Origin of the sequence: Kushneria phosphatilytica, assembly GCF_008247605.1 — a bacterium.
In the GTDB taxonomy this organism is placed as follows: Bacteria; Pseudomonadota; Gammaproteobacteria; order Pseudomonadales; family Halomonadaceae; genus Kushneria; species Kushneria phosphatilytica.
On the sequence record NZ_CP043420.1, the window covers coordinates 3,520,014 to 3,543,885 of the forward strand.

Consider the following 23,872-nt stretch of genomic DNA (forward strand, 5'->3'; position numbering starts at 1 on the left):
GTATAAAGCTCGGGTATCATACACGCGCGAAAATTCAGGGACCACGTATGAAAATCGCCAGTGTCAACGTCAATGGTATTCAGGGAGCCGTCGAGCGCGGATTCCTCGACTGGCTTGCCGAGCAGGACGCCGACATCGTCTGCGTGCAGAATCTCAAGGCCAAAAGTTTCGAGCTCGACGAGTCCATTCTCTATCCGGAAGGCTACGAGGGCTACTTCCTCGATGCCGCCGAGGACGGCTTCGCCGGGGTCGGCCTGTATTGCCGCAAGATCCCCAAGGCGATCATGTACGGTCTCGGCTTCGAACAGTGCGACAACGAAGGACGCTTTCTGCAGGCGGACTATGACCGCTTCAGCGTCGCTTCCTTTCTGATGCCCGATGATCCGCATGCCAAGCAGCGTTTCATCGCCAGTTACAGCGACTATCTCAACAAGCTGCGTCGCAAGCGTCGTCAGTACATCATCTGCGGCAGCTGGTACATCGCCCACAAGACCATCGATCTGGCCCACTGGTCGGAGCATCAGAGCACCCCGGGCTTTCGTCCCGAGGAGCGTGCCTTCATGGATCAGGTCTTCGGCCCGATGGGTTTTGTCGATACCTTCCGTGAAGTGGTACGCGATGCCGGCCACTACACCTACTGGCCACTGCTGGCGCAGGATACGCCGCGCCATCGCCAGGATGGCTGGCGGACCGACTATCAGATTACCGGCCCGGAACTGGCAAAGAGTGTGACCGATGCCTGGATCGATCGGGAAGCGACCTTCTCGGAGTATGCGCCCCTGATCGTCGAGTACGACCTCACACTCTGAGGGTCATCGCGCTCCCTGAAGATGCTCGAAACCCCGGCTGCAATACACTGCAGCCGGGGTTTCATTATGGTCTGAAGCGGGGCGGCAGGGTTACTGGCAAACGCCCAGCGCCTCGCGCTGCTTTTCGAAGATCTGTTTGCAACCGGCCTCGGCCATGTCCATCAGTGCATCGAGCTCACGACGCGAGAAGGCTGCCTGCTCGGCCGTGCCCTGCACCTCGATGATGCCCCCTTCCTCGGTCATCACCACGTTCATGTCGGTATCGGCTGCACCGTCCTCTTCATAATCGAGATCGGTCACCGGCTCGCCCTTGTAGATGCCGACCGAAACAGCGCTGATCAGCTGTTTGAGCGGATCGGTTTTGATCTGCCGGGTGCGCTGCAGATGGCGCAGGGCATCGACCATCGCCACGCAACCGCCGGTGATCGCAGCCGTACGGGTGCCGCCATCGGCCTGCAGCACGTCGCAGTCGATGGTGATGGTGAACTCACCCAGCTTCTTCAGATCGATCGCTGCCCGCAGGCTGCGCCCGATCAGACGCTGGATCTCCACGGTGCGTCCGCCCTGCTTGCCACGGGCGGCTTCACGACCGCCACGGGTATGGGTGGCACGGGGCAGCATGCCGTATTCGGCGGTCAGCCAGCCCTGGCCCTTGCCCCGCAGCCAGCGCGGCACGCCGGCTTCCACGCTGGCAGTGCACAGCACTCGGGTATCACCGAAGGTGACCAGCACCGACCCTTCGGCATGACGGGTATAACCGCGCGTCAGGGTAATCTCGCGTGTCGCTTCGGGATGTCGTCCGCTGGGTCTCATCAAATTCTCTCGTCGGGGCATGAAAACGTCTGCCTATTGTACACCGCCAGTGGGCTGGACGAGGCGCTCGTTCATCGCCCTCGAGCATCGGGTACACTGACGCCCTCACCCAATCGTCAGGAGTGACCATGGTTCGCAGCATGACCGCCTTTGCCCGCCAGACGCTCGATGCCGAGTGGGGCAGCCTTGCCATCGAGCTGCGCAGCGTCAATCAGCGCTATCTCGATCTGCACTTTCGCCTGCCGGATAGCCTGCGCGAGCTGGAAGCGCCCCTGCGTGAGCGGCTGCGTGGCACGCTCTCTCGCGGCAAGGTGGAGTGCACGCTACGCCTGACCCTGAGCGAGCAGCAGCACGATCTTTCCATCGATCACGAAGGGCTCGAACGGCTGGTCACCGCACTCACCGAGGTACGCCGGATCGCCCCGGAAGCCGCCATGCCGAGCGCGCTGGCGCTGCTCGATCACCCTGGCGTTTCCCGTGCCAGTGGACCGGACGGCGATACCCTGCGTGAGGCAGCACTCAAGCTGTTCGATGAGACGCTCCATGATCTCGACGATGGCCGTGCTCGCGAAGGCGAACGTCTCGCCGAGCTGATCCGCGAGCGCCTCACCGGCATCCGCGAACAGGTCACCGAAGTACGCGCTCATCTGCCCGAGGTACTCGAGCGCCAGCGCAATCAGATCCTCGAACGGTTGGAGAGCGTGAAGGCCGAGCTCGACCCGGCGCGGCTGGAAGCGGAGATGGCGTTGATCGCACAGAAATCGGATGTCGCCGAGGAGCTCGATCGTCTGGACACACACGTTGGGGAAGTCGAGCGTCAGCTCCGACAAAAGGGCCCGATCGGCCGGCGGCTGGATTTTCTGATGCAGGAGCTCAACCGCGAAGCCAATACGCTCTCGTCCAAGGCCGTGGTCACCGACACCACCCGCTGCGCGGTGGAGTTGAAGGTGTTGATCGAGCAGATGCGCGAGCAGATTCAGAACATCGAGTAGAAAGAGCCCTCATTGGCCATGAACGCGACTGCCTTTTTCCCTCATCGCAGGCGCACTCAAGCGGTGCTCTTCGGCCTGTTGATGTTCGCCGTCTATCTCGGCAGCCAGTTTCTGAGCGTGCTGGTGCTGCAGCACTTGTTAAGCGCTGCCGAATTTGCGGCCCTCATGCGCGGCTACGGCTTTGCGGTCATTCTGGGCCCGTCCCTGTTGCTGATGCTCGCGGGCTTTATCGCATGGCGACGCTGGTTCTCCTCGCAGCCAACACTGGCAGGCCGCCTGACATGGCGTGATCTCGTCCGGGGCATCGGCCTTGTGCTGCTGATTCAGGCGCTGGCTGCCGTGGTCAGTGTCTGGCTGGAGATGGCACCCGAGGCGTTCATGACTTCGCTTTATGCGGGCAAAAGCACCCTGCAGAGCCTCATCATGGTGATCTGCGTACTGATCTGGGCGCCTTTCATCGAGGAGCTGGCCTTTCGCCACTTCCTGATTTCGAGAATCGATGATCAGCCGCGCGGGTGGCGGCCGGCGCTTCTGATCGCGTTCAGTGCCTTGTGCTTCGCCGGGCTGCACATGCTCCAGTACCACCATCTGCTCACCTTTGTGGCGCTCTTTTGCTGGGGGCTGGTGCTGGGCTATTACCGCTGGCGCACCGGCGGCCTTTTACTCCCCATGCTGCTGCACGCACTCATCTCGGGCATTGGGCTGGTGGGCGCCCTGAACCAGGCATGATTGTCGGCCGGAAGGGCCAGCGCATGTGCCAGGCTGGGAGAGGATTCCTTCAGGTGACATCTCATGCCTACGACCCTCTACGCCCATCGCCTTTCCCAGCCTTCGCGGGCTGTTGAAATCCTGACCCGAGAGCTGGGTATCGAGGTCAACTTTCAGGACATCGATTTCGCGGGCGGCGAAACGCGCACCGAGTGGTTTGCCGCCATCAATCCCTTTCAGACCGTGCCGGCACTGGTGGTCGAAAGCGACGGGCAAAGGCTCCCGCTGGCCGAGAGCCAGGCCATCATGACCTATCTGTGTCGCACTGCTTCAGACCGCGAGCTCGCGCAGCGCTGGTATCCGGGCGAACACGACGTTTCACGCTCGGCACGGATCGATCAGTGGCTCGCCTGGCACCACGGCAACGTGCGCCGCTTCGACATGTTCCATCACATCATGAATCTGCACATGACGCTGCCGATGCTCAAGCGCGAGATTCAGGCCACACTTTTGCAGCCTCTGCAGGAAGGGCTCAGGCCGGAGCTTGCCACCCTGGAGGGCCACTTCAAGCGCCAGCAGGCGTCTGCATACCCGCCGACCCTGCTCGGTGACAAATACCCGACCATTGCCGATCTTGCCATGGGCTGTGAGCTCTATCAGCTCCGCGCAGCCGGCTATCGATTTGACGGCTACCCGCGGGTCGCGGCGTGGCTGGCCGGGCTGGCCGAGCGGGAACACTTCCGGGCGGTATCAAAAGAGATCGACGCACAGGGTCGGGAGATTCGTGAACAGAGTGGTGAGTATCTGGCCCTCGATACATTTGGGTAATCAGGGCCCGATCAGCTTTCAGTATGACCCATGGCATGTATCTTTAATGACGACAGAACACTACTGTCATGGCAGATGAATCATCGAATCACACAACAAACGCAACGAAGCGACCATAAACGCAAGGGAGAGCGACATGGGAACATCTTTAGGGGTTAAGCGTCGGCGTGATATTGCGCTGACGCTGGTCGGCGCGCTGGTGGCGCTGGTCGGTCTGGTACTGACGGGAGGCGGTGCCTGGCTGGCAATTGTCGGGGGCTCCTGGTACTACCTGCTGGCCGGCATCGGCATGCTGCTGGCCGGGGGGCTGCTGATCATGCAGCGTCGCGCCGGGGTGCTGCTCTACGCCGTGGTCTTTATCGGCTCGCTGCTCTGGGCCGCCTGGGAATCGGGGCTGGATTACTGGCGCTGGATACCCCGCATGGATGTGGTGCTGATTCTCGGCATCCTGGTGGCGCTGGTGGCCTGGCGCACCGTCAACGGCCCGTCACGCCGTGCTGCCTTCTCGACTGCCGGCGGTCTGGTATTGGTGCTGGCAGGCGCCGGCGCACTGGCCTTTCTACCGCACAACTTCTCACACCCCGGTGATGTCCCCGGGCCGCAATCGGCCTCGCTGGCCACGGATACCGGCAACGCCCAGCCGGCGGATCAGCCCGCCGATGGCGACTGGACCGCCTACGGGAGAGATAACGCCGCCACCCGTTATACCTCGCTGAATCAGATCACACCCGATAACGTCGATCAGTTGCAAAGGGCCTGGACCTATCGCACCGGTGACCTGCTCGATCATCGCTGGGGCGCCGAAACCACGCCACTAAAGGTGGGCGACAGCGTTTATCTGTGCACATCACGCAACATCCTGATCTCGCTGGATGCCGCCACCGGCAAGGAGCGCTGGCGCCATGATCCGCAGGTCTCCAAAGATGCCATTCCCTACACGGCCGCCTGCCGCGGGGTGACGTACTACGAGGTCCCGGACAATGCCTCGACTCAGCCTGAAGATAGCGATGGCGGCAGCGACACGGCCGGCAATGGCGCCGTCGCCGATACATCGAGCAGCAGCACCGCCCAGTGCCAGACGCGTATCTTCTCGGGCACGCTGGACGGTCGCATCATTGCCGTGGATGCCGAGACCGGTAAGCCCTGCACCGATTTTGGCGATAACGGCCAGGTCGATATCAAACAGAACATGGGCGAGACGCCGCCGGGCTATGTGTCGATCAACTCGACGCCGGTGATTGTCGATAATGTGCTGGTGACCGGTCATCAGGTGCTCGATGGTCAGCGCCGCTATCCACCCTCCGGCGTGATCAAGGGGTATAACGCCGTGACCGGCGAGCTTGAATGGGCCTGGGATGCCGGTCGTCCTGATCGGAGCGAACCACTCAGCGGTGATGAGACCTACGTGCGCGGCTCGCCCAACATGTGGACCACCGCCGTGGGCGACAACAAGCTGGGGCTGGTCTATCTGCCAATGGCCAACTCCGCGGCAGACTACTGGAGCAGCTCGCGCACCCCGGCCGAAAACGAATGGGCCAGTTCGCTGGTGGCACTTGATGTGACGACCGGACTGCCAAAGTGGAAATTTCAGACTGCACACAAGGATGTCTGGGATTACGACCCCGGTTCCCAGCCGACGCTGATCGACTTTCCCACCGATAATGGCAAGGTGCCGGCCGTGGTCATGCCCACCAAGCAGGGCGGCATCTACGTCTTCGATCGTCGCAACGGCGAACTGCTCGGCGGGGGCGCCGAGGAGCGGCCGGTACCACAGGGTGGCGTCGAGCCCGAGCAGCGCACGGCAACCCAGCCCTATTCGCTCTATCACACCCTGCAGCAGCCCGAGCTGACCTCACGCGACATGTGGGGCATGTCGCCCTTTGATCAGATGTTCTGTCGCATCCAGTTTCAAAAGGCCAGCTACAAGGGCATGTATACGCCGCCGACGGCCGATCGCCACTGGGTCGAATACACCGGTTACAACGGCGGCTCGGACTGGGGCAGCATCGCGATCGACCCCAACCGCGGCGTGCTGATCGCCAACTACAACGACATGCCCAACTACAACATCCTGGTGCCGCGCGAGCAGGCCAACGAGTACGGCTGGAAACCGCGTGAAGAGCAGCAAAGCGATGACGGCGGTGCCGAAGGCGCAGGCGCGCCGCAGGCCAATACACCCTATGCCGTGGACGTCAATGCCGGCTGGCGGGTGCCCTTCACCGGCCTGCTCTGCAAGGAGCCGCCCTATGGTCACATCCGCGCTGTCGACGTGGCCTCCGGCAAAACGCTGTGGGATCGTCCGCTGGGCACCGCGCGTGCCAACGGCCCTTTCGGCATCCGCTCGGGGCTGCCAATCAATATCGGCACGCCCAATAACGGCGGCTCGGCGGTCACTGCCGGTGGCCTGATCTTTATTGCTGCGGCGACCGATGACCTGATCCGGGCGATCGATATCGAAAGCGGTAAAACGCTCTGGAGCGCGCCACTCCCGGCAGGCGGCCAGGCCAACCCGCTGGTATATAAAGCCAACGGCCGCGAGTATCTGATGATCGTCGCCACCGGCCACCACTTCATGCAAACGCCGTCGGGGGATTACGTCATCACCTACGCATTGCCGGAGTAAATCTGCTCAGGCAGGCCAACCGCTCGAAAAAAAGCGCCCTGCGGGGCGCTTTTTTATAATCGAACCGAGCCGTCGGGGGAGGCATCCAAAAGACGGCCAAAAAAAACGGGGCGGACCCGAAGGCCCGCCCCGCATCACTGTTAGCCGTTGAAGGCTCAGTCGTCCTCACCATCCTTCGGCAGGGCGTAGACCACTACCTGGTCGCCGACCTGATCCTTCAGGATCGTGTTACCACCGGCCACGAAGGCCACGTATTCACGTCCCTTGTACTCGTAGACGGAAGGATTGGCGACCGCAGGCGCTTCGGCCTGATCGGACCAGAGTTCCTTGCCGGTCTTGAGCGAGTAGGCGCGTACCTTGGCATCCATGGAAGCGCCGATGAACACGACACCACCGGCCGTGACCGCCGGGCCACCGATGGTCGGCGAGCCCCAGCTTTCCGGCATGAAGAAGCCGTACTGCTGAGACGCACCCACCGGATGACGCCACTTCACATCACCGGTATGCATGTCGATGGCCACCATCTCGCCAAAGGGCGGCTTCCAGCAGGGCATACCCAGCCAGTTGCGCGCCACCATCAGGCGCATGCCGTAGGGCGCGCCTTTCTGTGGCGCAAAGCCGGATTCGTTGCCGGAACCGGAGTCAGCCTTTTCATAAGCCTCACGATCGTAAAGCTTGACGTACTGCACGATGTGCGAGGTATTCACGATGGCCGTCTGGCTTTCGGGATCGAAGGCCACACCCCCCCACTGCACGCCACCGGCGCTGTCCGGGTAGGCCATGGCGCCTTCACCCTTGGTGGTCGGCGGCGTATACATGCCGCGATAGTCGAGCTTGTCCCAGAGCCGCGAACACTGACCACCCCCCACGGCGTCGGCGAGCCCCCAGACTTCAGGCTTCTTCGACTGATCCATCAGCGGCTTGGGCCTGGTCGGGAACGGCTGGGTGGGAGAGAGCTTCTCGCCCTTGACGGAACCGTCGCCCTGGGGCACTGGACGCTCCTCGATCGGCCAGACATCCTCGCCGGTCAGACGATTGACCACGAACAGAAAGCCCTGCTTGGTCGCCTGCACCAGTGCGGGGATCTCCTTGCCATCCACCGTGATGTTCATCAGCGTCGGCGCGGAGTTGATGTCGTAATCCCAGACATCGTGGTGTACCCACTGGCGTGACCAGACCACCTTGCCGGTATCGACATCCAGTGCCGTGGTAGAGGTTGCCAGCGGTGCCTTCTCGGTACGGTTGCCGCCCCAGTAGTTCGGCGAGGGCGACGAGACCGGCAGATAGACCAGGCCGTGCTCTTCATCAGCCGACATCTGGGTCCAGACGTTGGCGGTGCCACTCTTCTGACGCATCTCGTCGGAGAGCGCATTGAAGGTCCATTCGCGCTTGCCGGTACGCGCGTTGATCGACCAGACCGTGCCGGGCGGTGCCTGTTCGTAGGCCCAGTCCATGCCGGCCCAGCCCAGCAGCAGGTGATCTCCGACCACGGTCGGCGGCTGCAGCAGCGACAGCGGCCACTTGGCGTGGGTGTCGTTCCACTTGTTGACGTTCAGCACGCCATTATCGGCAAAGCCCTTGCAGAGCTTGCCGGTATCGGCATCCACGGCATACAGCTTGGCGTCTACCGTACCCATGTACACGATCTTCTGACAGGGCTCACCCTCGACCGGGTTATCCGCCTGCCAGTAAGCCACGCCACGGTTTTTCAGTACGGGCTGGGTCAGTGCCTTTTTCGGCGCCTGGGTGTTGAAGCTCCACTTCTCCTTGCCCGTACCGGGATCGAGTGCGATCAGCCGATAGAACGGCGTACCGATATAGATCGTGTCGTTGGCAAAGACGGGGGTGGCAGACCAGACCGTCGCCGGCACATCACCGGAGCCATCCGAGACATCCCCGGTGTGGAATTCCCAGACCTTCTTCAGCTGTCCGACGTTGTCGGCCGTGATCTGCTTCAGCGGGCTGTACTTCTGAGCGTTGAGCTGGCCATGAAAGCTGTCCCAGGTCGGTTTTTCAGGGACCAGCGGAATCGGCTTGTGCGAGGCCTGATCGGCCTGTGCGCTGTCCTGCTGCTGGTCAGCCGCGGCCTGCGCGGCAGCATCGGCCTGGTCACTCGACTGCTCCTGGGCGAGCAGCGGCGTGGGCGTAATGAAAAGAGCGAGCGCCGCGGCCATACCGAAGCGTCGCGTGGCGGATACCTTTGTCGCCATGGGGCGGTTCCTCATGAATGTGCGGGGCGATTGGCGCTGTTGGAGCGGGTCATGTCGAGGATCAGTCCGACAAGGCCGACGACCATGGCGATACAAATCCACCACTGATGCAGCAGAAGTGATGCAAAGAAGTTTCCGCCGAGCGCCAGCAGAATCAGGATACGCAGCAGGATGCGAACCCCACGGTTGTTCACCGCGGCCAGCACCAGCGCGCCGACGGCAAGCGCAATATTGACCAGAATGACAATGAGCGCACCAAGGGTGCCGGTAACGCCGGTCAGTGGGGCGAAATAGGCATATAGCGCAATGGCAAGCCCGACAAGCGAGGCCACCAGAAGCACTATCGCGCCCAATCCTTGCGATCGAGATGGCGACATGACGTACAGTTCTCCTTGTGAGATCGGATTAAGGCAACAGACCACCGATATCGATACTCGCTCGGCACAGACGACACGAATGCGAGCAGGTCGGGACAATGCTGGACCATGCGGACAAAGGCTTCGGCTGCCAGTCGCATGATCCCACCCGGCACTGGATTACCTGCACAACTCGCATCGGGGCCACGATATATCGCGAAATCTCCGAACACAGGCCCTTGTGGAGCCTGGCGGACAATAACAGAGCGGTATCCTGCCCTGCGGCACAGATGTTGGCGTCATCCCTTCGGCCCGGTGTCATACCGCAAGGATGACGGCTGCAGCCACATCAGAGAGGAGGCTCCCCCATCAACGGCGGATCAGCGCATGCCTGTCAACAGGACTTTCGGAGGCCATTGCCCGGCACATTGTAATCGATCCTGAAGGCTTGTTGGGCCAACAATTGATACAAGTCTGTATAACCGCATGATGGATCAACAGGAGGGCCCCTGTTTTCCCACGGCGAAAACAGGGCAGCCACTGAGTCCTCACCCGTCGATATCAGCCCGGTCAGCGCCCTTGAGTCGCTGTGACAATGCCTCGAGAAAGGCATCCGCCACCTCGGGGTTATAGCGGTAGTAGGTCCACTGGCCAACACGCTGGGCACTGACCAGCTCGGCCCGTGACAGCGTGGACAGATACAGGGAGATGGTCGGCTGGGAGAGCCCGGTCTTCTCACGGATATGACTGACACAGATCCCCCCTTCCGGCGCGCCCGCCTTTTGCGGTGGGAAATGATCTGCCGGGCTCTTCAGCCAGGAAAGGATGTCGAGTCGCACGGGATTGGCCAGCGCACTCAAAATGGTATTGATATCCATGGTCACAGCCGGGCTCTGAAAACCCGGCCATCATACGCTGATGAGAGCCGGGCTGCCGAAATTCACTGTGACAGGCTAGCGCACCAGGGTATCCAGCGCACTTCGATCGAAGTCAAACAGTGAGGAGAGCTCACCATCGCGGACCTTGCCTGCCCAGTGCGGATCGGAGAGCAGGGCCCGGCCGATGGCAATCAGATCGAAATCGCCCCGCTGGCGCTGTTCGGCGAGCTGGCGGACATCCACCCTGCTTTTCGAGGTCGGGTCCTCGGTACGAGTGAAATGCCCGGTCCGAAAGGTCTTGTCCAGCCCGATACTGCCTACGGCAATCACGGGTCGGCCGGTCAGTTCCCGGGTCCAGGCCGCCAGCGTCTTGTCGCTGCCGGCAAATCCGGGCTCCCACATCCGGCGGGTACTGGCGTGAAAGATATCCACACCCGCTTCAGCCAGCGGTTTCAAAAGCGCACCCAACGCCTCGGGTGTATCCGCAATGGTGGCGTCATAGTCGGAGAGCTTCCACTGGGAAAAGCGGAAGATGATCGGGAAATCCGGTCCGACCGCTTCACGTACGGCGCGCACGATCATCAGCGGAAAACGCAGGCGATTCTCGAGGCTGCCACCATATGAATCGCTGCGCTGATTGCTTTCCGGCCACAGGAACTGATCGATCAGATAACCATGCGCGCCATGCAACTCCAGCGCATCAAAACCGACCTCTTTGGCATCGCGGGCCGCCCGGGCAAAGGAGGCGACTACCTCCTGAATGTCCCATTCGCTCATGGCGCGCACGACTTCGACGCCGTCCTCTTCAATCGCCATGGGCCCGAAGCCGGGTACACCAGCATCCGGCTCGGTGCCCGGACGCCGCTCACGCCCGACATGCCACAGCTGCGGGGCGATCCTGCCACCTGCAGCATGGACGCGTTCCACCACCTGCTGCCAACCCTTCAATCCTTCGCCATGAAAGGCAGGCACATCCGGATAACCATTGGCTCCCGGATGGTCGATAAAGGTGCCTTCGGTAATGATCAGCCCCACACCGCCTCTGGCCCGGCTTTCGTAGTATTCGGCAACTGCGTCACTCGGCACACCACCGGGCGATTGATTGCGCGTCATGGGGGCCATGACGATCCGGTTCGACAGCGTCAGATTGCCCAGCTCAAAGGCCTCGAACAGAGGTTCAGCGATATGTGAGTCATGCTCGGACATGCAATTTCTCCTGAAAAATATATTTAAATATATAAATACATTAAAACAGAAGAACGGCATTGCTGACAATTTCCCGACAAGACCCACCAGCACCGGGGCGGATCGGCACCTCATCATGCGTGCTGCAGCAGTCGTGGCGCTCGGCTGGTATCCTCATCGGTACGCCCCCACGGCCGGCCTTATATCGCAGCGGCCGTATCAGCCATTATTCATCTGCCAGGACAGCATGCATGCGCCTTGACCAGACCGACTGCCAGAAGATCATCGACATTGTCCGCCAGGCCGCAAAAGCGGAAATCCTGCCACGCTTTCGCAATCTCGGGGATGACGACATCCGCGCCAAGAGTGCGCCGGATGATTTGGTGACCGATGCCGATCAGGGCGCCGAGGCCATCATTACGCGTGAAATCGCCCACGCCTTCCCACAGGCCACCATTATCGGCGAAGAGGCCGTTGCCGAGGATGCCTCGAGGCTGGAGCGCATTGCCGATGCCGAGATGGCGGTGATCATTGACCCGGTCGATGGCACCTGGAACTTTGCCCGCGGGCTCAATCAGTTCGGTGTCATTATCGCCGTCGCAAGTCGGGGTGAGACAATCTTCGGCCTGCTCTATGATCCGGTCATGGATGACTGGATCACTGCGCGCCGCGGGGAAGGGGCCTACTTCGGCCGAGCGGACGGCACGCACCGCCGGCTCCAGGTCTCCGAGACCACACAAACCACCGACATGGTGGGCTCAACCTCCATCCGGCTCTTCCCCAAACCACAGCAGTATCAGCTCGCCGGCCTTTTCCCGGACTTTGCCCGCATGATGGCGTTCGGCTGCGCCTGTCATGAATATCGCACCATGGCGTTCGGACATGTCGACTTCATGCTCACCGGCAAGCTGATGCCCTGGGATCACGCCGCCGGGCTGCTGGTTCACGAGGAAGCCGGTGGTTACGCCGCCCTGCTCGATGGCCGCCCCTACCGGCCGACCATTCATCAGGGTCAGCTGCTCGCAGCCAACTCGAAGGAGAACTGGGAAAAGCTGCGCGAAGTGTTCGACTTTCTGGTGCAGTCGTAACGGCCGGTTCAGTCGTAACAGTCGTGGGGCCGCTCATGGCGAGTGGCCCCGATCGCAGAATCATGCCGGATCGACACGGCGCTCTTCATGTTCGTCATGCTTGCCCCGGCTGCCCAGGGCACGGCGATAACTCCACCAGGCCAGTGCTCCGGCAAGCAGATTGCCCACGCCGGCACCCGCCGCCAGGCCAACAAAACCGCCCAGCCAGCTGCCCACTATCAGACAGGGCAGATAGCAGACGAACAGGCGCATGAAGGAGACCATGACCGCTCGTCGCGGCCACCCGAGGGCATTGCAGGCCGACACAATCAGCATGCAGATGCCGAGCAGCGCATAGCTCGGCAACAGAAAACGCAGCAGCGTGGTGAGCAGTTCACGCACTTCCGCGTTGCCCGCCAGCAGTCCCGCCAGCGGCGAGGCCAGCAGAGCCAGCACGATCCCCAGCAGACACTGCCAGATCAGCACTACCCGCGCTGCCAGGTTCATCAGCTGACGAATCTCGCCCCAGCGTCCGGCGCCATAACAGCGGCCCAGCCAGGGAGGTAGTGACATGGTCATGCCCAGCACCACCAGGATTACGAAGGTTTCCAGGCGCGCAGCCAGCCCCCAGGCCGCCACTGCGGTCTCGCCCAACCGAGCGACGACCCCGGTCGCCACCAGTGCTGATGCCGCCGGCAGCAGTTGAGAGGTCATCGCCGGCAGGGCAATGCCCAGAAAGCGCCGGGTCGAGACGCGTGCCTCTTCCCGCAGGCCGGTGAAACTCAACCAGCCGCGCCGGGCAGGTAATCGGCCCAGAATCAGCACGCCAATGAAAAACGACAGCAGCGTCGCCCAGGCCGCGCCGGGCAGGCCCCACCCGCCGAAATCGCCAAAGCCGAAAATGAAGAGCGGATCAAGACAGAGGTTGAGCAGACTGGTCAGCACCATCATCCGACCGGGCAGACGTGTTTCGCCATGCGCCCTGAACAGGCTGTAACCCAGATAGAGCAGCGCACCCAGCCAGCTTGACATCAGCCATGGGCCCCAGTAGCTGTAGATCAGCGGCAGCAGTTCGCGATCGGCGCCCAGCAGCGTGAAGATCACCGGGGCCAGCAGATAGAGGAGCACCATCAGCCCCAGCATGAAGGCGCTACAGCCGAACAGCAGCAGAGTGCTCAATCGGCGGGCGCGCGCTTCCTCCTCGCCCCCCAGGGCCCGTGAGATCAGCGCAGCGATGGCGATCCCGAAACCGACCTGGACACCGATAATCACCGTCGCCACCGGAAAGGTGAAGGACTGTGCGGCCAGCGGCCGGGTACCAAGCCGGGCGATGAAGATACTGTCGATCAGATTGAAGCCCAGCAGCGCCGCGACACCCATCGCCATCGGGAGCGTCTGGTGCCAGAGCGCGCGGATCATCTCTCTGGTGCTGGCGGATGCCACATAGCCTCCATGGTCGAGCGGTAGGGATGTCTGCGCGCGCAGTTTAGCCTGCCCACGCCAGAAAGATAGACCTTCGCCCCACACAAACCCGCTTCCGGATGGCGCAGCGCCACAATGGTTTTCAGCGATGTTCCTCGGCAAGGACCTCTTCGGTCACCCGCTCCGCCACGGGGTCTTCGTCAACGGTGGTCAGCCGTTGCTTCATCCAGTCACCGCGAGCAAACCAGGCCACCGTAATCAGGGCAATCACGACATTGGTGACCGGAAACGCCCACCAGATACCGCTTTGTCCGAGCACCGCATCGCGCGAGAGAACAAAGGCGAGCGGAAACTGCAGTACCCACTGCGAGACCAGCGTCAGCACCATCGCCACCAGCGTCTGACCGGTCGCGCGGAAAACGCCGGTCAGCGCCATCTGCAAGCCCATGAAGCCAAAGGTCAGTGCCACGGTATGCAAAAAGCGCCCACCGGTGGCGATCACCGCGTCATCGGCCGGGACGAAAAAGCGCACCAGCGCTGTGGCGAACACGAACACCAGTGCGCCCACCAGGGAGAGCGTCACGAAGGCGATGGCCGCACTTAATCGCGCGATACGCGCGGCCCGCTCGAACTGCCCGGCGCCGATGTTCTGTCCCACCAGTGCCGCGGTCGACATCGACAACCCCAGCGCAGGAATGATCACGAAACTCAGGACATTGGTACCCACCCCATAGGCGGCAATGGTCACGGTGCCGAAGCCGGAAACCAGAAACACCATGACATTCATGGAGAGCGCCCGGGCAGAGAGCTCGATCGAGGCGGGGAAACCAAGACGAAAGGCCCGCCGAATGAAGGGCCAGTCCGGACGGAAATCGCTGGCAGCAGGCTGAATCGTCCAGCGCCCGCGCAGCAGCAGGCGCAAACCGATCATCAACGCCAACGCCTGGGTAATCAGGGTCGCCAGCGCCGCACCCCCGACCCCCAACCCGGGGATCGGGCCGAGCCCGAAGATCAGCAGTGGATCGAGCACCACGTTGAGGACGACTGTGCCGGCAACGATATAGAGCGGCGTTCTGACCTCACCAATCCCCCGCATCAGCGACTGGAACATGGCAAAACCGAAGGTGAAGATCATCGCCGCCAGCGAAAAGCGCAGAAAGATCAGCGCACCGTCGTAGACTTCCGGCGCCACCCCGAGCAGTTTCAGTAGCGAAGGCGCCAGCCACTCACCGAGCAGCGACAAGCCGATCGACACCAATGCCACCATCAGCAGGGTCTGCGCCGCCACCCGATTCACCATCCTGTGCTGGCCGGCCCCCATGTACTGTGCCACCAGGGTGGAGCCAGCCACGCCCAAACCGGAGCCCAGCGCAATCAGCAGGAAGGTGATCGGAAAGCAGACCGAGACCGCTGCCACCGCATGACCGCCAAGGCGCCCCACCCAGAAGGCATCAATCAGCTGATAGAGCGACTGCAGTACGTTGGCCAGTACGATCGGTACCGCCAGCCGGAGCAGCGATGCCAGTACGGGACCTTCCAGCAGCGAAGTATCGGCACGGCGGGGCATTCAGCAGACTCCTGTGAGCGGGCGAGTGGCATCACGTCACGATAAAGCCCACACAGGCCGCCGTCATGGCCCCCATGATGCCATTGAAGACGCGCCACGCCCGCGGCGTGGTCAGCCAGCGGCCGATCGCCACGCCGAAGCAGGCCCAGAAGGAGATGCAGGGAAAGGCGACCACTTCCATCAGGGCCGAAAGCAGCATGGCATTGATCCACAACATGCCCTCATCCGGCAGAAATCCGGCGATCAGTGCCAGTCCCATTACCCACGCCTTGGGATTGGCAAACTGAAAGGCCGCCGCCTGCCAGAAGGTCAGTGGCCGGGCACCTTCCCGGGCGGCCAGTTCGGGCGGCGGAGCACTGGCGATCTTCCACGCCAGATAGAGCAGGTAGAGCGCACCGATCACCCGCAGCCCCTGCTGAATCAGCGGATAGCGTTGAAACACCACCCCCAGCCCCAGCGCTATCAGGGTAAACAGCACGAAACAGCCGAACAGAATGCCGAGAATATGCGGCAACGTGCGGCGATAGCCGTACAGCGCTCCCGAAGCCGTCAGCATCACATTGTTGGGACCGGGAGTACCGCTCATCGAGATGGAAAAGAGTATCATCGACAACAGCCAGCTCAGCGAGATCATGGCTGCCCTCCGCTTTCCGGTTCGGCAAAACGCAGGGTAATCCGGCGGTTGCGGGCGCCCCGATTCTTGATACTGGCCACTTCGAGCCGGCCGATCTCACCGGTCGATGCCACATGCGTGCCACCGCAGGGCTGATAATCGATATCACCGATGCGCACCATGCGAATATTGCCCGCACCTCGTGGTGGCGCTACCGACATGGTTTTCACCAGCTCGGGATGCGCCTTGAGCTCGTCTTCGCTGATCCATTCACTGGAGACCGGGTGATTGGCCACCACCAGATCATTGAGTCGTTCATTCAGCTCGGCCTTGTCGAGCACTGCCTCGCCCGAATCAAAATCAAGCCGCCCCTTGTCGGCGCCAATGCTGCCGCCGGTCACTCCGAAGGGGACGACCACTGACAGCAGATGCAGCGCGCTGTGCATGCGCATGTGAGCGTAACGCCGTGCCCAGTCGAGCTGCTGGGTCACGCGATCACCCACCTGCAATCCATGGTCGGAGGGCAGGTGATGCAGCACACTCCGGCCCTCTCCCTTGCGAGTATCGGTGACTGCCAGCGCCTGGCCCGATGCGGTCAGAAAGATACCGGTGTCGCCGGGCTGACCCCCACCCATGGGATAAAACAGCGTGGCATCGGTCACTACCCCGGCCTCGCTGACACCAATAACCGTCGCTTCGAGCTGACACTGACGGGGCTGATCGCGAAATACCAGGGCAGTCACCATGAGAGACTCCAACGCTTGATTGTAGGGGTACAATTCCGAGAAAATGAATTGAATTTTACATACAATTCGAGCATAAACGCCCAACAAACAACGTCAACGGATTTATTGTCACCATGACAATATGGATACCCCGGCTTTCAGGCGAGGGCCCCCGCTATCGCCAGCTGACAGAAGCCATCGAACTCGCCATCGAATCGGGAGAACTGGCGCCCGGTACTCGGCTGCCCCCACAGCGTCGCCTTGCCGATGCGCTGGGCGTTACTCTCGGCACCGTAACCCGGGCCTATGGTGAGGTGGAAAATCACGGCCTGGTAGAAGCGCGGGTCGGTAGCGGCACCTATGTGCGGGAAAGGCGCGAGGCGCCCTTTCGCCATGTGACCGGTCACGACGACATGATCGATCTGAGCCTCTCGCTACCCCCGCCGTGTGGTGAGCGCCAGGCGGGTCTGCAGCGCGCCCTGGCTGCCGTGCAACAGGACCCACAGGCCCTGACCGATGCCATCGACTACCAGGCAGAGGGGGGGCTGGACAGTCATCGCGATGGTTTTGCCTGCTGGATGCATCAGCTCGGATTGCCGGTGGCCGCCGAGGAGCTGCTCATCAATCAGGGGGGCATGAACGGCATTTTCCTGGCGCTCTCGTCACTGCTGAACCCTGGTGAAAGGCTGGCCGCCGAGGCATTGAGCTATCCCGGGCTGATCAGTGCCGCCCAGCAACTCGCCATCAGAACAGTGTCACTGCCCTTCGATGCCGAGGGACTGGATGTCGAGGCACTGGCCCGACGGGTCGAGCGACAGCCCTTTCGCGCACTCTACCTGATGCCGGATCACCATAACCCCACCACGGCCAGGCTCTCCGAAGCCCGACGCGAAGCGCTGGTGGCACTGGCTCGGCAACATGATTTCTGGCTGATCGAGGATGCCGTCCAGCATCTGCCGGCCGAACAGCGCGGCACCCCGCTCTATCAGCTGGCGCCGGAACGCACCCTGCTGCTGTTTTCGATTTCCAAGATCCTGGGCGGTGGCCTGCGTTCGGGCGTGATGCGGGTTCCCCCGGCACTGCAGGGTCGCGTGGCTGCCGCAATTCGTACCCAGAGCTGGATGCCGCCCCCACTGATTGCCGGGCTGGTGTGTCGCTGGATCGACAGCGGCGATGCCGATCGACTGTTGCAATGGCAACAGCGGGAACTGGCGCGTCGCCACGCCCTGGCCCGTGAGCTACTGGGCGAATTCGATTTCAGTGCCCGCCCTGGCGGTTTCTATCTGTGGCTGTCGCTACCGGCCGGGCAGCGCGTCTCGACCCTGATCGAGCAGCTCGCCCGCCAGCAGGTGCGGGTCACACCGGCCGAAGCCTTTTGTGTCGGCAGCGAACCGGCGCCCCAGGCAGTACGCATCTGTATCAGCGCCGCCTCGGATCTCGACACCCTGCGGCGCGCACTCACGATCATTCGTGATGCCCTGCGCCATCCCGAACTGTCGCCCTGGCAGACGCTGTAAAAAATCGAAGGTACGGGCTACCAGGATGAGCGTCGTTCATTCGCCTGTCACTGCCGAGCTGTCTAATCTGACAGGTGTATTCTGACCAAAGGTGACCCGATAGGCTTCCTCATGCGCTACGAACTTTACTACTGGCCCGGAGTGCCGGGACGCGGTGAATTCGTTCGCCTGGCCCTCGAGGCCGGCGGCGCCGACTATGTCGATGTCGGTAATCGTTCGGAGGATCAGGGTTGGGGCATCGCCGCGATCGAGACCTACCTCGGCGGCGAGGCTACCGACTTTCCTCCTTTTGCACCGCCCTTTCTCAAGGCTGGTGAACTGGTCATCTCACATGTGGCCAACATTCTGCAGTATCTCGGACCGCGGCTGGGCCTGTGGCCGGGCGATGAAGCCGGACGACTATGGGCACATGCCCTGCAACTGACCATTACCGACTTCACGGCCGAGGCACACGACATTCATCATCCGCTGGGCGTGGAGCTGTACTACGAGGATCAGCAGGAGGAGGCTGCCCAGCGGGCCCGGCAGTTCATCAACGAGCGGTTGCCGAAATTCCTCGGCTATTTCGAGCGGGTGCTGATCGACAACCCCTCCGGTGAGCGTCATCTGGTGGGCGAATCGCTGACAACTGTTGATCTGTCGCTGTTTCACATGGTCGAGGGATTGCGTTACGCCCTGCCCAATGCCATGGCCGAAGCCGAGCAGGAAGCGCCCCGCGTCATTGCTCTGCATGATCGGGTCCGGGAAAGCCCTCGCATCGCTGCCTATCTCGCCTCCGACCGACGACTGTCGTTCAACGAAGAGGGGCTGTTTCGGCACTACCCCGAGCTCGATCTTGACGGGTAGCCGAAAAATGCATCGTCCTGCCGCCATGGGGGGTGGCAGGACGCTCAAGAGCGCCGCATAGCCAGGCAGCCCATGGCACTTGCGAGGATGCCGCTCTGACGAATAACGGGACAGGGCCTAGACGTGCTGGCCGCCGTTGACATGAATCTCTGCGCCGTTGATGTAGGAGGCCCCTTCGCTGCACAGAAAGAAGATGGTAGCAGCCACTTCTTCAGGGCGGCCGAGCCGTTTCATGGGAATGTCGTGATCGACGATCTCCTCGGTACCCGGCGACAGGATGCTGGTCTCGATCTCACCGGGTGAGATGGCATTCACACGCACGCCGTGCGGCCCCAGCTCGAAGGCCAGCTCGCGGGTGAGTGCGGTCAGTGCGGCCTTGGAAGTGGCATAGGCCGCGCCTGCAAAGGGATGTACCCGGGAGCCGACAATCGAGGTGATATTGATGATCGTGCCGCGCGCTGCGACCAGTTCATCGAACAGATACCGCGCCAGCAGCGCCGTTGAGAAAAGATTGACATTGAAGGTGTCGATCCAGCCGGTGTAATCGGTCTGCAGTGCCCCCAGCCGCTCGCCATCAGCACCCTTGGGTGAGACACCGGCATTGTTGATCAGGGCATCCAGCCGCCCGCCGGGCAAACGCCTGCGAATCTGCTCGACGGCGTTTTCAAGCGAAGCGGAATCGGTCAGGTCGAGCTGAACATGGTCACTCTCCCCGGCATGCCAGGGACACTCGCTGGAAAAGGCATGACGCGATACCGTGATTACCCGCCACCCGGCCGCATTGAAGCGCTTGACGGTGGCATGTCCGATGCCGCGGCTGGCGCCGGTGAGTACCATCACCTTCTGCAATGCCGTCATGCTGCCCCTCCCGGATTGTGGGCTGCCAGGGCCCTTGCGGATGTCATCTACCCTGCATGGGAGAGCCGGGGCCGCTGTGCAATAATGTCGCCATTTCCGTCACTCAGGCGAACAGTCATCATGTCCCAGGATGTCGACTCGCGGCAATACGATCACCCGGCCCGGGGAACGCTTTTCATCGTTTCCGCCCCCTCAGGCGCCGGCAAGACCTCACTGGTACGCGCACTGGTTGAGCGGGTCGAGCGGCTCGGCGTCTCGGTCTCGCATACCACCCGCAACATGCGGCCCGGTGAGGTCGACGGCGTCAATTACCATTTTGTCAGCGAAGCAGAATTCGAAGCGATGATCGGGCGCGGCGAATTCTTCGAGCACGCCTGGGTCTTCGATCGCCACTATGGCACTTCACGCCCGGAAGTCGAGAAACGGCTGGCAGCCGGAGAAGATGTCATTCTCGAAATCGACTGGCAGGGTGCCCGTCAGGTGCGCGAGCAGATGCCGGAAGCCGTCTCGATCTTCATTCTGCCCCCCTCGCGGGCAGCATTGCGCGAGCGCCTCTCGAATCGCGGTCAGGATACACCCGACATCATCGAGCGACGGATGCGCGATGCCGTCAGTGAAATGATTCACTACGATGAATACGATGCGCTGATCATCAACGACGATTTCGCCATTGCCGTTGATGAACTCGAGCACCTGATTCGTGCCGAACGGACGCGATTGACCCGCGTTCGAGCGCAACACGGTCCGCTTCTGGCAGAACTCTTGTCAGCCGACGAGCCGGACAGGTAAACTCGATCTCCCCCTTGTGGGTCGGTATTGCGTCATTGTCCGGCTCCCTGACCACCGACCCCACGATTTATCACCGGTTGGCCTGCCTGATTCGAGGGTCATGGCCGAACCGACAGTTCATGTTTCGATCAGCAGGTAGACTCCATGGCACGCGTTACCGTAGAAGATTGTCTCGATCACGTTGATAACCGCTTCCAGCTGGTCATGGTCGCCACCCGGCGGGCTCGTCAGCTTGCGCGCGGCTCGCGCAATTCCGAGCTGGCCTGGGAGAACGACAAGCCAACCGTCATGGCACTGCGCGAAATCGCTGCCGGCCACGTCGATGCCAGCGTGCTCGACGAACCCGTCGAGGCCATGCCGACCCAGCAGCAGCGCTCCGCCCAGAGCCCGGAATCCGACGTCGAGGCCTGATCACCTGATCGAGGCAGCCGCCCGCCATGTTCACCATTGATGATCTTGCCGATCGCCTCGACGGTTATCTCAGCGCCGAGGAGATCGCGCAGGTCAAACGCGCTTTCTATTACGCCGAACAGGCCCACGATGGCCAGCGTCGCCGCTCCGGTGAACCCTATGTGACCCATCCGCTGGCGGTCGCCAATATCCTTGCCAACATGCACATGGATCATCAGAGCCTGATGGCCGCCATGCTGCATGATGTGATCGAGGATACCGGCATCACCAAGGAGGCGCTGGCCCAGCAGTTCGGCGAAGAAGTCGCGGAACTGGTCGATGGCGTTTCGAAGCTGACCCAGATCACCTTCGAGGACAAGGCGGTCGCACAGGCGGAGAACTTCCAGAAGATGGTGATGGCGATGTCGCGCGATATTCGCGTCATCATCGTCAAGCTCGCCGACCGATTGCACAACATGCGCACGCTCGGTGCGCTCCGGCCGGACAAGAAGCGCCGTATTGCCCGCGAGACGCTGGAGATCTACGCCCGCATCGCCAGCCGACTGGGTATCAACACCATCCGCGTCGAGCTTGAAGATCTCTCCTTTCAGGCGATCCATCCGATGCGCGCCGAGCGCATTCAGCGTGCTGTCACTCGTGCTCGCGGTCATCGCCGCTCGATGGTGCGCCACATTCAGAGCACCCTGCAAAAGTGTCTGGATGACGATGAACTGCCGGGCACCGTGATCGGCCGGCAGAAGCACCTGCTGTCGATCTATCGCAAGATGCGCGACAAGCAGAAGTCATTCAATGAGCTGATGGATGTGTTCGGCTTTCGCATCATCACCGATCGGGTCGACACCTGTTACCGCATCCTGGGAGCGGTACACAATCTCTACAAGCCGGTTCCCGGACGCTTCAAGGACTACATCGCGATTCCCAAGGCGAACGGTTATCAGAGCCTGCATACGACCCTGTTCGGCAGTAACGGTATCCCCATTGAAGTGCAGATTCGCACCCGCGAGATGGAAGCGATGGCCAACAATGGTGTTGCGGCGCACTGGCTTTACAAGGCCGGCCAGACCGATCGACCGATTGCCATGGGTAGCCACGCCCGAGCCCGCGAATGGGTGCGCGGGCTGCTCGAAATGCAGCGCCACGCCGGTAACTCGCTGGAATTCATCGAACACGTCAAGAACGATCTGTTCCCCGACGATACCTATGTCTTCACGCCTCGCGGCGACATCATGGAGCTGCCGCGCGGCGCCACCGCCGTGGATTTTGCCTACGCCGTCCATACCGATATCGGCAACAGCTGCATCGCCTGTCGCATCGATCGTCATCTGGCGCCGCTGTCGACCCCCTTGCAGAGCGGTCAAACGGTAGAGATCATCACCGCACCGGGCGCCCGGCCGAATCTGGCCTGGCTCTCTTTCGTGGTGACCGCCAAGGCACGCTCGGCAGTACGTCACTTCCTCAAGAATCAGCAGCGCAGTGACTCCATCATGCTTGGCCGGCGATTGCTCAATCAGTCACTGGCACAGTTCGATACCCGGCTCGATGAGCTGCCGCCGCGGCGTATCGATGGTGCGCTGGATACCTTCGGACTGGAAACGCTCGACGATCTGCTCGACAGTATCGGTCTGGGCACGCGTACCGTTCAGAGCGTGGTGCATCGACTGGTTTGCGACGAGCACGCCGGCGAAGGCAGTGCCGTCAAGGGCACGGGGCCGATCGCCATCAGCGGGGCGCGCAATATGGTGATCGACTTCGCCCGCTGCTGTTATCCGCTGCCGGGCGATCGCATCGTCGGTCATCTCAGCGCCGGTCGCGGTATGGTCGTACACCGCCATGACTGCACCAATCTCGGCGAGTGTCAGCAGGACCCCGAAAAATGCCTGCCCATTCAGTGGTCAGAGCATGTCGAGGGTGATTTCCCGGTGGGATTGCGGCTGGAGATCGAGACCCGCCGAGGGCTGATCGCCGAGCTGGCCAGTCTGATTACCGATGCCGAAGCCAACATTGAACGCATCGGTATCGAGGAGCGCGACGAACGTCTATCGCTCGTCAACCTGACCCTGACGGTACGCAACCGCAATCATCTGGCGACCATTATTCGTCGTCTGCGCAATCTCAGTCATGTCAGCCGGGTCGCCCGCGTTCAGCAATGAGCCGGCTACCCGCTTCATTCATCGCGCAAGTCGCCCGGCTCCGGCACTGCCGGGTTTCGTTCTTCAGGAGAACTTCATGAGCAATCGAGCTGCCATCCATACCGATCGTGCGCCGGCCGCCATCGGCCCGTATTCGCAGGCCATCAAGGCCGGCAATACCATCTATCTGTCAGGCCAGATCCCGCTCGATCCGACCAACATGGAGCTGGTGGGCGGCGATATCGAACTGCAGGCCCGTCAGGTATTCGACAATATGGCGGCGGTCTGTCGCGAGGCCGGCGGGTCGCTCTCCGATGTGGTCAAGCTCAACCTCTATCTCACCGATCTCGACAACTTCTCCAAGGTCAACCAGATCATGGAGGAGTACTTCGACGAGCCGTATCCAGCCCGTGCCGCCGTCGGCGTCAAGGCGCTGCCCCGCGGCAGTCAGGTTGAAGCGGAAGGGATCATGCTGCTGGGCGACTGAGCCACTCGCGCTGCGCCGGATCATTACGATCCGGCGCTA

At 61.9% G+C, this 23,872-nt stretch carries 22 protein-coding genes; 12 read left to right on the top strand and 10 right to left on the bottom strand.

All coding sequences use genetic code 11. The annotated features are described in order from the left end of the window. Nucleotides 1–47: 47 nt before the first annotated feature. The gene (locus tag FY550_RS16340) at nucleotides 48–809 is read left to right on the top strand and encodes an exodeoxyribonuclease III (RefSeq protein WP_070980077.1); all 762 of its coding nucleotides are present in this window, start codon (nucleotides 48–50) and stop codon (nucleotides 807–809) included. 90 nt (nucleotides 810–899) lie between these two features. Here the strand turns inward: FY550_RS16340 and rph are convergent, their stop codons facing one another. Continuing rightward, entirely contained in the window at nucleotides 900–1,622 is a 723-nt protein-coding gene (gene rph / locus FY550_RS16345; protein ID WP_199287824.1) for a ribonuclease PH, read from the bottom strand. A gap of 128 nt (nucleotides 1,623–1,750) precedes the next feature. Here rph and FY550_RS16350 point away from each other — a divergent pair, with 128 nt between their 5' ends. The 4 genes from FY550_RS16350 to FY550_RS16365 all read left to right on the top strand — a co-directional run bounded on the left by FY550_RS16350 (nucleotide 1,751) and on the right by FY550_RS16365 (nucleotide 6,773). Further along, entirely contained in the window at nucleotides 1,751–2,614 is an 864-nt protein-coding gene (locus FY550_RS16350) for a YicC/YloC family endoribonuclease (protein ID WP_070980082.1), read from the top strand. 18 nt (nucleotides 2,615–2,632) lie between these two features. Further along, on the top strand, nucleotides 2,633–3,343 hold the full coding sequence (locus FY550_RS16355; RefSeq protein ID WP_070980084.1) for a CPBP family intramembrane glutamic endopeptidase: 711 nt from the start codon (nucleotides 2,633–2,635) through the stop codon (nucleotides 3,341–3,343). A gap of 63 nt (nucleotides 3,344–3,406) precedes the next feature. Continuing rightward, a complete protein-coding gene (locus tag FY550_RS16360) occupies nucleotides 3,407–4,150 on the top strand; it encodes a glutathione S-transferase family protein (RefSeq protein ID WP_070980086.1) in 744 nt (247 codons plus the stop codon). A gap of 136 nt (nucleotides 4,151–4,286) precedes the next feature. After that, nucleotides 4,287–6,773: a membrane-bound PQQ-dependent dehydrogenase, glucose/quinate/shikimate family gene (locus tag FY550_RS16365; protein ID WP_070980089.1), complete on the top strand. Its 2,487-nt coding sequence runs from the start codon at nucleotides 4,287–4,289 to the stop codon at nucleotides 6,771–6,773. Between the two features lie 155 nt (nucleotides 6,774–6,928). Here FY550_RS16365 and FY550_RS16370 read toward each other — a convergent pair whose 3' ends face one another. The 4 genes from FY550_RS16370 to FY550_RS16385 all read right to left on the bottom strand — a co-directional run bounded on the left by FY550_RS16370 (nucleotide 6,929) and on the right by FY550_RS16385 (nucleotide 11,423). Next, nucleotides 6,929–8,983, bottom strand: coding sequence for a pyrroloquinoline quinone-dependent dehydrogenase (locus FY550_RS16370; RefSeq protein ID WP_070980091.1), 2,055 nt, complete (start codon nucleotides 8,981–8,983; stop codon nucleotides 6,929–6,931). Nucleotides 8,984–8,994: 11 nt separating this feature from the next. Then, nucleotides 8,995–9,360: a hypothetical protein gene (locus FY550_RS16375; RefSeq protein ID WP_070980093.1), complete on the bottom strand. Its 366-nt coding sequence runs from the start codon at nucleotides 9,358–9,360 to the stop codon at nucleotides 8,995–8,997. Between the two features lie 527 nt (nucleotides 9,361–9,887). After that, the gene (locus tag FY550_RS16380) at nucleotides 9,888–10,217 is read right to left on the bottom strand and encodes an ArsR/SmtB family transcription factor (RefSeq protein ID WP_233350232.1); all 330 of its coding nucleotides are present in this window, start codon (nucleotides 10,215–10,217) and stop codon (nucleotides 9,888–9,890) included. Between the two features lie 75 nt (nucleotides 10,218–10,292). After that, nucleotides 10,293–11,423, bottom strand: a complete 1,131-nt coding sequence (locus FY550_RS16385; protein ID WP_070980097.1) for an NADH:flavin oxidoreductase — start codon at nucleotides 11,421–11,423, stop codon at nucleotides 10,293–10,295. Nucleotides 11,424–11,653: 230 nt separating this feature from the next. On the opposite strand from FY550_RS16385, the gene FY550_RS16390 reads away from it, so the two are divergent. Further along, entirely contained in the window at nucleotides 11,654–12,490 is an 837-nt protein-coding gene (locus FY550_RS16390) for an inositol monophosphatase family protein (RefSeq protein WP_070980102.1), read from the top strand. Between the two features lie 60 nt (nucleotides 12,491–12,550). Here FY550_RS16390 and FY550_RS16395 read toward each other — a convergent pair whose 3' ends face one another. The 4 genes from FY550_RS16395 to FY550_RS16410 all read right to left on the bottom strand — a co-directional run bounded on the left by FY550_RS16395 (nucleotide 12,551) and on the right by FY550_RS16410 (nucleotide 16,817). Then, nucleotides 12,551–13,888, bottom strand: a complete 1,338-nt coding sequence (locus tag FY550_RS16395; RefSeq protein ID WP_070980104.1) for an MATE family efflux transporter — start codon at nucleotides 13,886–13,888, stop codon at nucleotides 12,551–12,553. Nucleotides 13,889–14,033: 145 nt separating this feature from the next. Next, nucleotides 14,034–15,458 carry an MATE family efflux transporter gene (locus tag FY550_RS16400; protein ID WP_149054668.1) on the bottom strand — a complete coding sequence of 475 codons (1,425 nt, stop codon included), beginning with the start codon at nucleotides 15,456–15,458 and terminating at the stop codon, nucleotides 14,034–14,036. Nucleotides 15,459–15,489: 31 nt separating this feature from the next. Further along, nucleotides 15,490–16,092: a LysE family translocator gene (locus FY550_RS16405; RefSeq protein WP_139148730.1), complete on the bottom strand. Its 603-nt coding sequence runs from the start codon at nucleotides 16,090–16,092 to the stop codon at nucleotides 15,490–15,492. Further along, nucleotides 16,089–16,817 (bottom strand): alanyl-tRNA editing protein, encoded by a 729-nt coding sequence (locus FY550_RS16410; RefSeq protein ID WP_070980107.1) that lies wholly within the window; start codon nucleotides 16,815–16,817, stop codon nucleotides 16,089–16,091. Before FY550_RS16410 ends, FY550_RS16405 begins: the two co-directional genes overlap by 4 nt. Before the next feature lie 113 nt (nucleotides 16,818–16,930). On the opposite strand from FY550_RS16410, the gene FY550_RS16415 reads away from it, so the two are divergent. Then, nucleotides 16,931–18,313: an aminotransferase-like domain-containing protein gene (locus FY550_RS16415; protein WP_070980108.1), complete on the top strand. Its 1,383-nt coding sequence runs from the start codon at nucleotides 16,931–16,933 to the stop codon at nucleotides 18,311–18,313. A 111-nt stretch (nucleotides 18,314–18,424) separates the two neighbouring features. Beyond that, nucleotides 18,425–19,159 carry a glutathione S-transferase gene (locus tag FY550_RS16420; RefSeq protein WP_070980110.1) on the top strand — a complete coding sequence of 245 codons (735 nt, stop codon included), beginning with the start codon at nucleotides 18,425–18,427 and terminating at the stop codon, nucleotides 19,157–19,159. A 117-nt stretch (nucleotides 19,160–19,276) separates the two neighbouring features. Here FY550_RS16420 and FY550_RS16425 read toward each other — a convergent pair whose 3' ends face one another. After that, the gene (locus FY550_RS16425; RefSeq protein WP_070980113.1) at nucleotides 19,277–20,017 is read right to left on the bottom strand and encodes an SDR family NAD(P)-dependent oxidoreductase; all 741 of its coding nucleotides are present in this window, start codon (nucleotides 20,015–20,017) and stop codon (nucleotides 19,277–19,279) included. Nucleotides 20,018–20,137: 120 nt separating this feature from the next. On the opposite strand from FY550_RS16425, the gene gmk reads away from it, so the two are divergent. From gmk to FY550_RS16445, 4 genes are all read left to right on the top strand, one after another. Continuing rightward, nucleotides 20,138–20,806 (top strand): guanylate kinase, encoded by a 669-nt coding sequence (gene gmk, locus FY550_RS16430; RefSeq protein ID WP_070980115.1) that lies wholly within the window; start codon nucleotides 20,138–20,140, stop codon nucleotides 20,804–20,806. A gap of 144 nt (nucleotides 20,807–20,950) precedes the next feature. Continuing rightward, nucleotides 20,951–21,217, top strand: coding sequence for a DNA-directed RNA polymerase subunit omega (rpoZ, locus tag FY550_RS16435; protein WP_070980117.1), 267 nt, complete (start codon nucleotides 20,951–20,953; stop codon nucleotides 21,215–21,217). A 26-nt stretch (nucleotides 21,218–21,243) separates the two neighbouring features. Beyond that, nucleotides 21,244–23,367 carry a bifunctional GTP diphosphokinase/guanosine-3',5'-bis pyrophosphate 3'-pyrophosphohydrolase gene (spoT, locus tag FY550_RS16440; protein WP_070980119.1) on the top strand — a complete coding sequence of 708 codons (2,124 nt, stop codon included), beginning with the start codon at nucleotides 21,244–21,246 and terminating at the stop codon, nucleotides 23,365–23,367. Between the two features lie 76 nt (nucleotides 23,368–23,443). After that, entirely contained in the window at nucleotides 23,444–23,833 is a 390-nt protein-coding gene (locus FY550_RS16445; RefSeq protein WP_070980122.1) for a RidA family protein, read from the top strand. The last annotated feature ends 39 nt before the right edge of the window (nucleotides 23,834–23,872 follow it).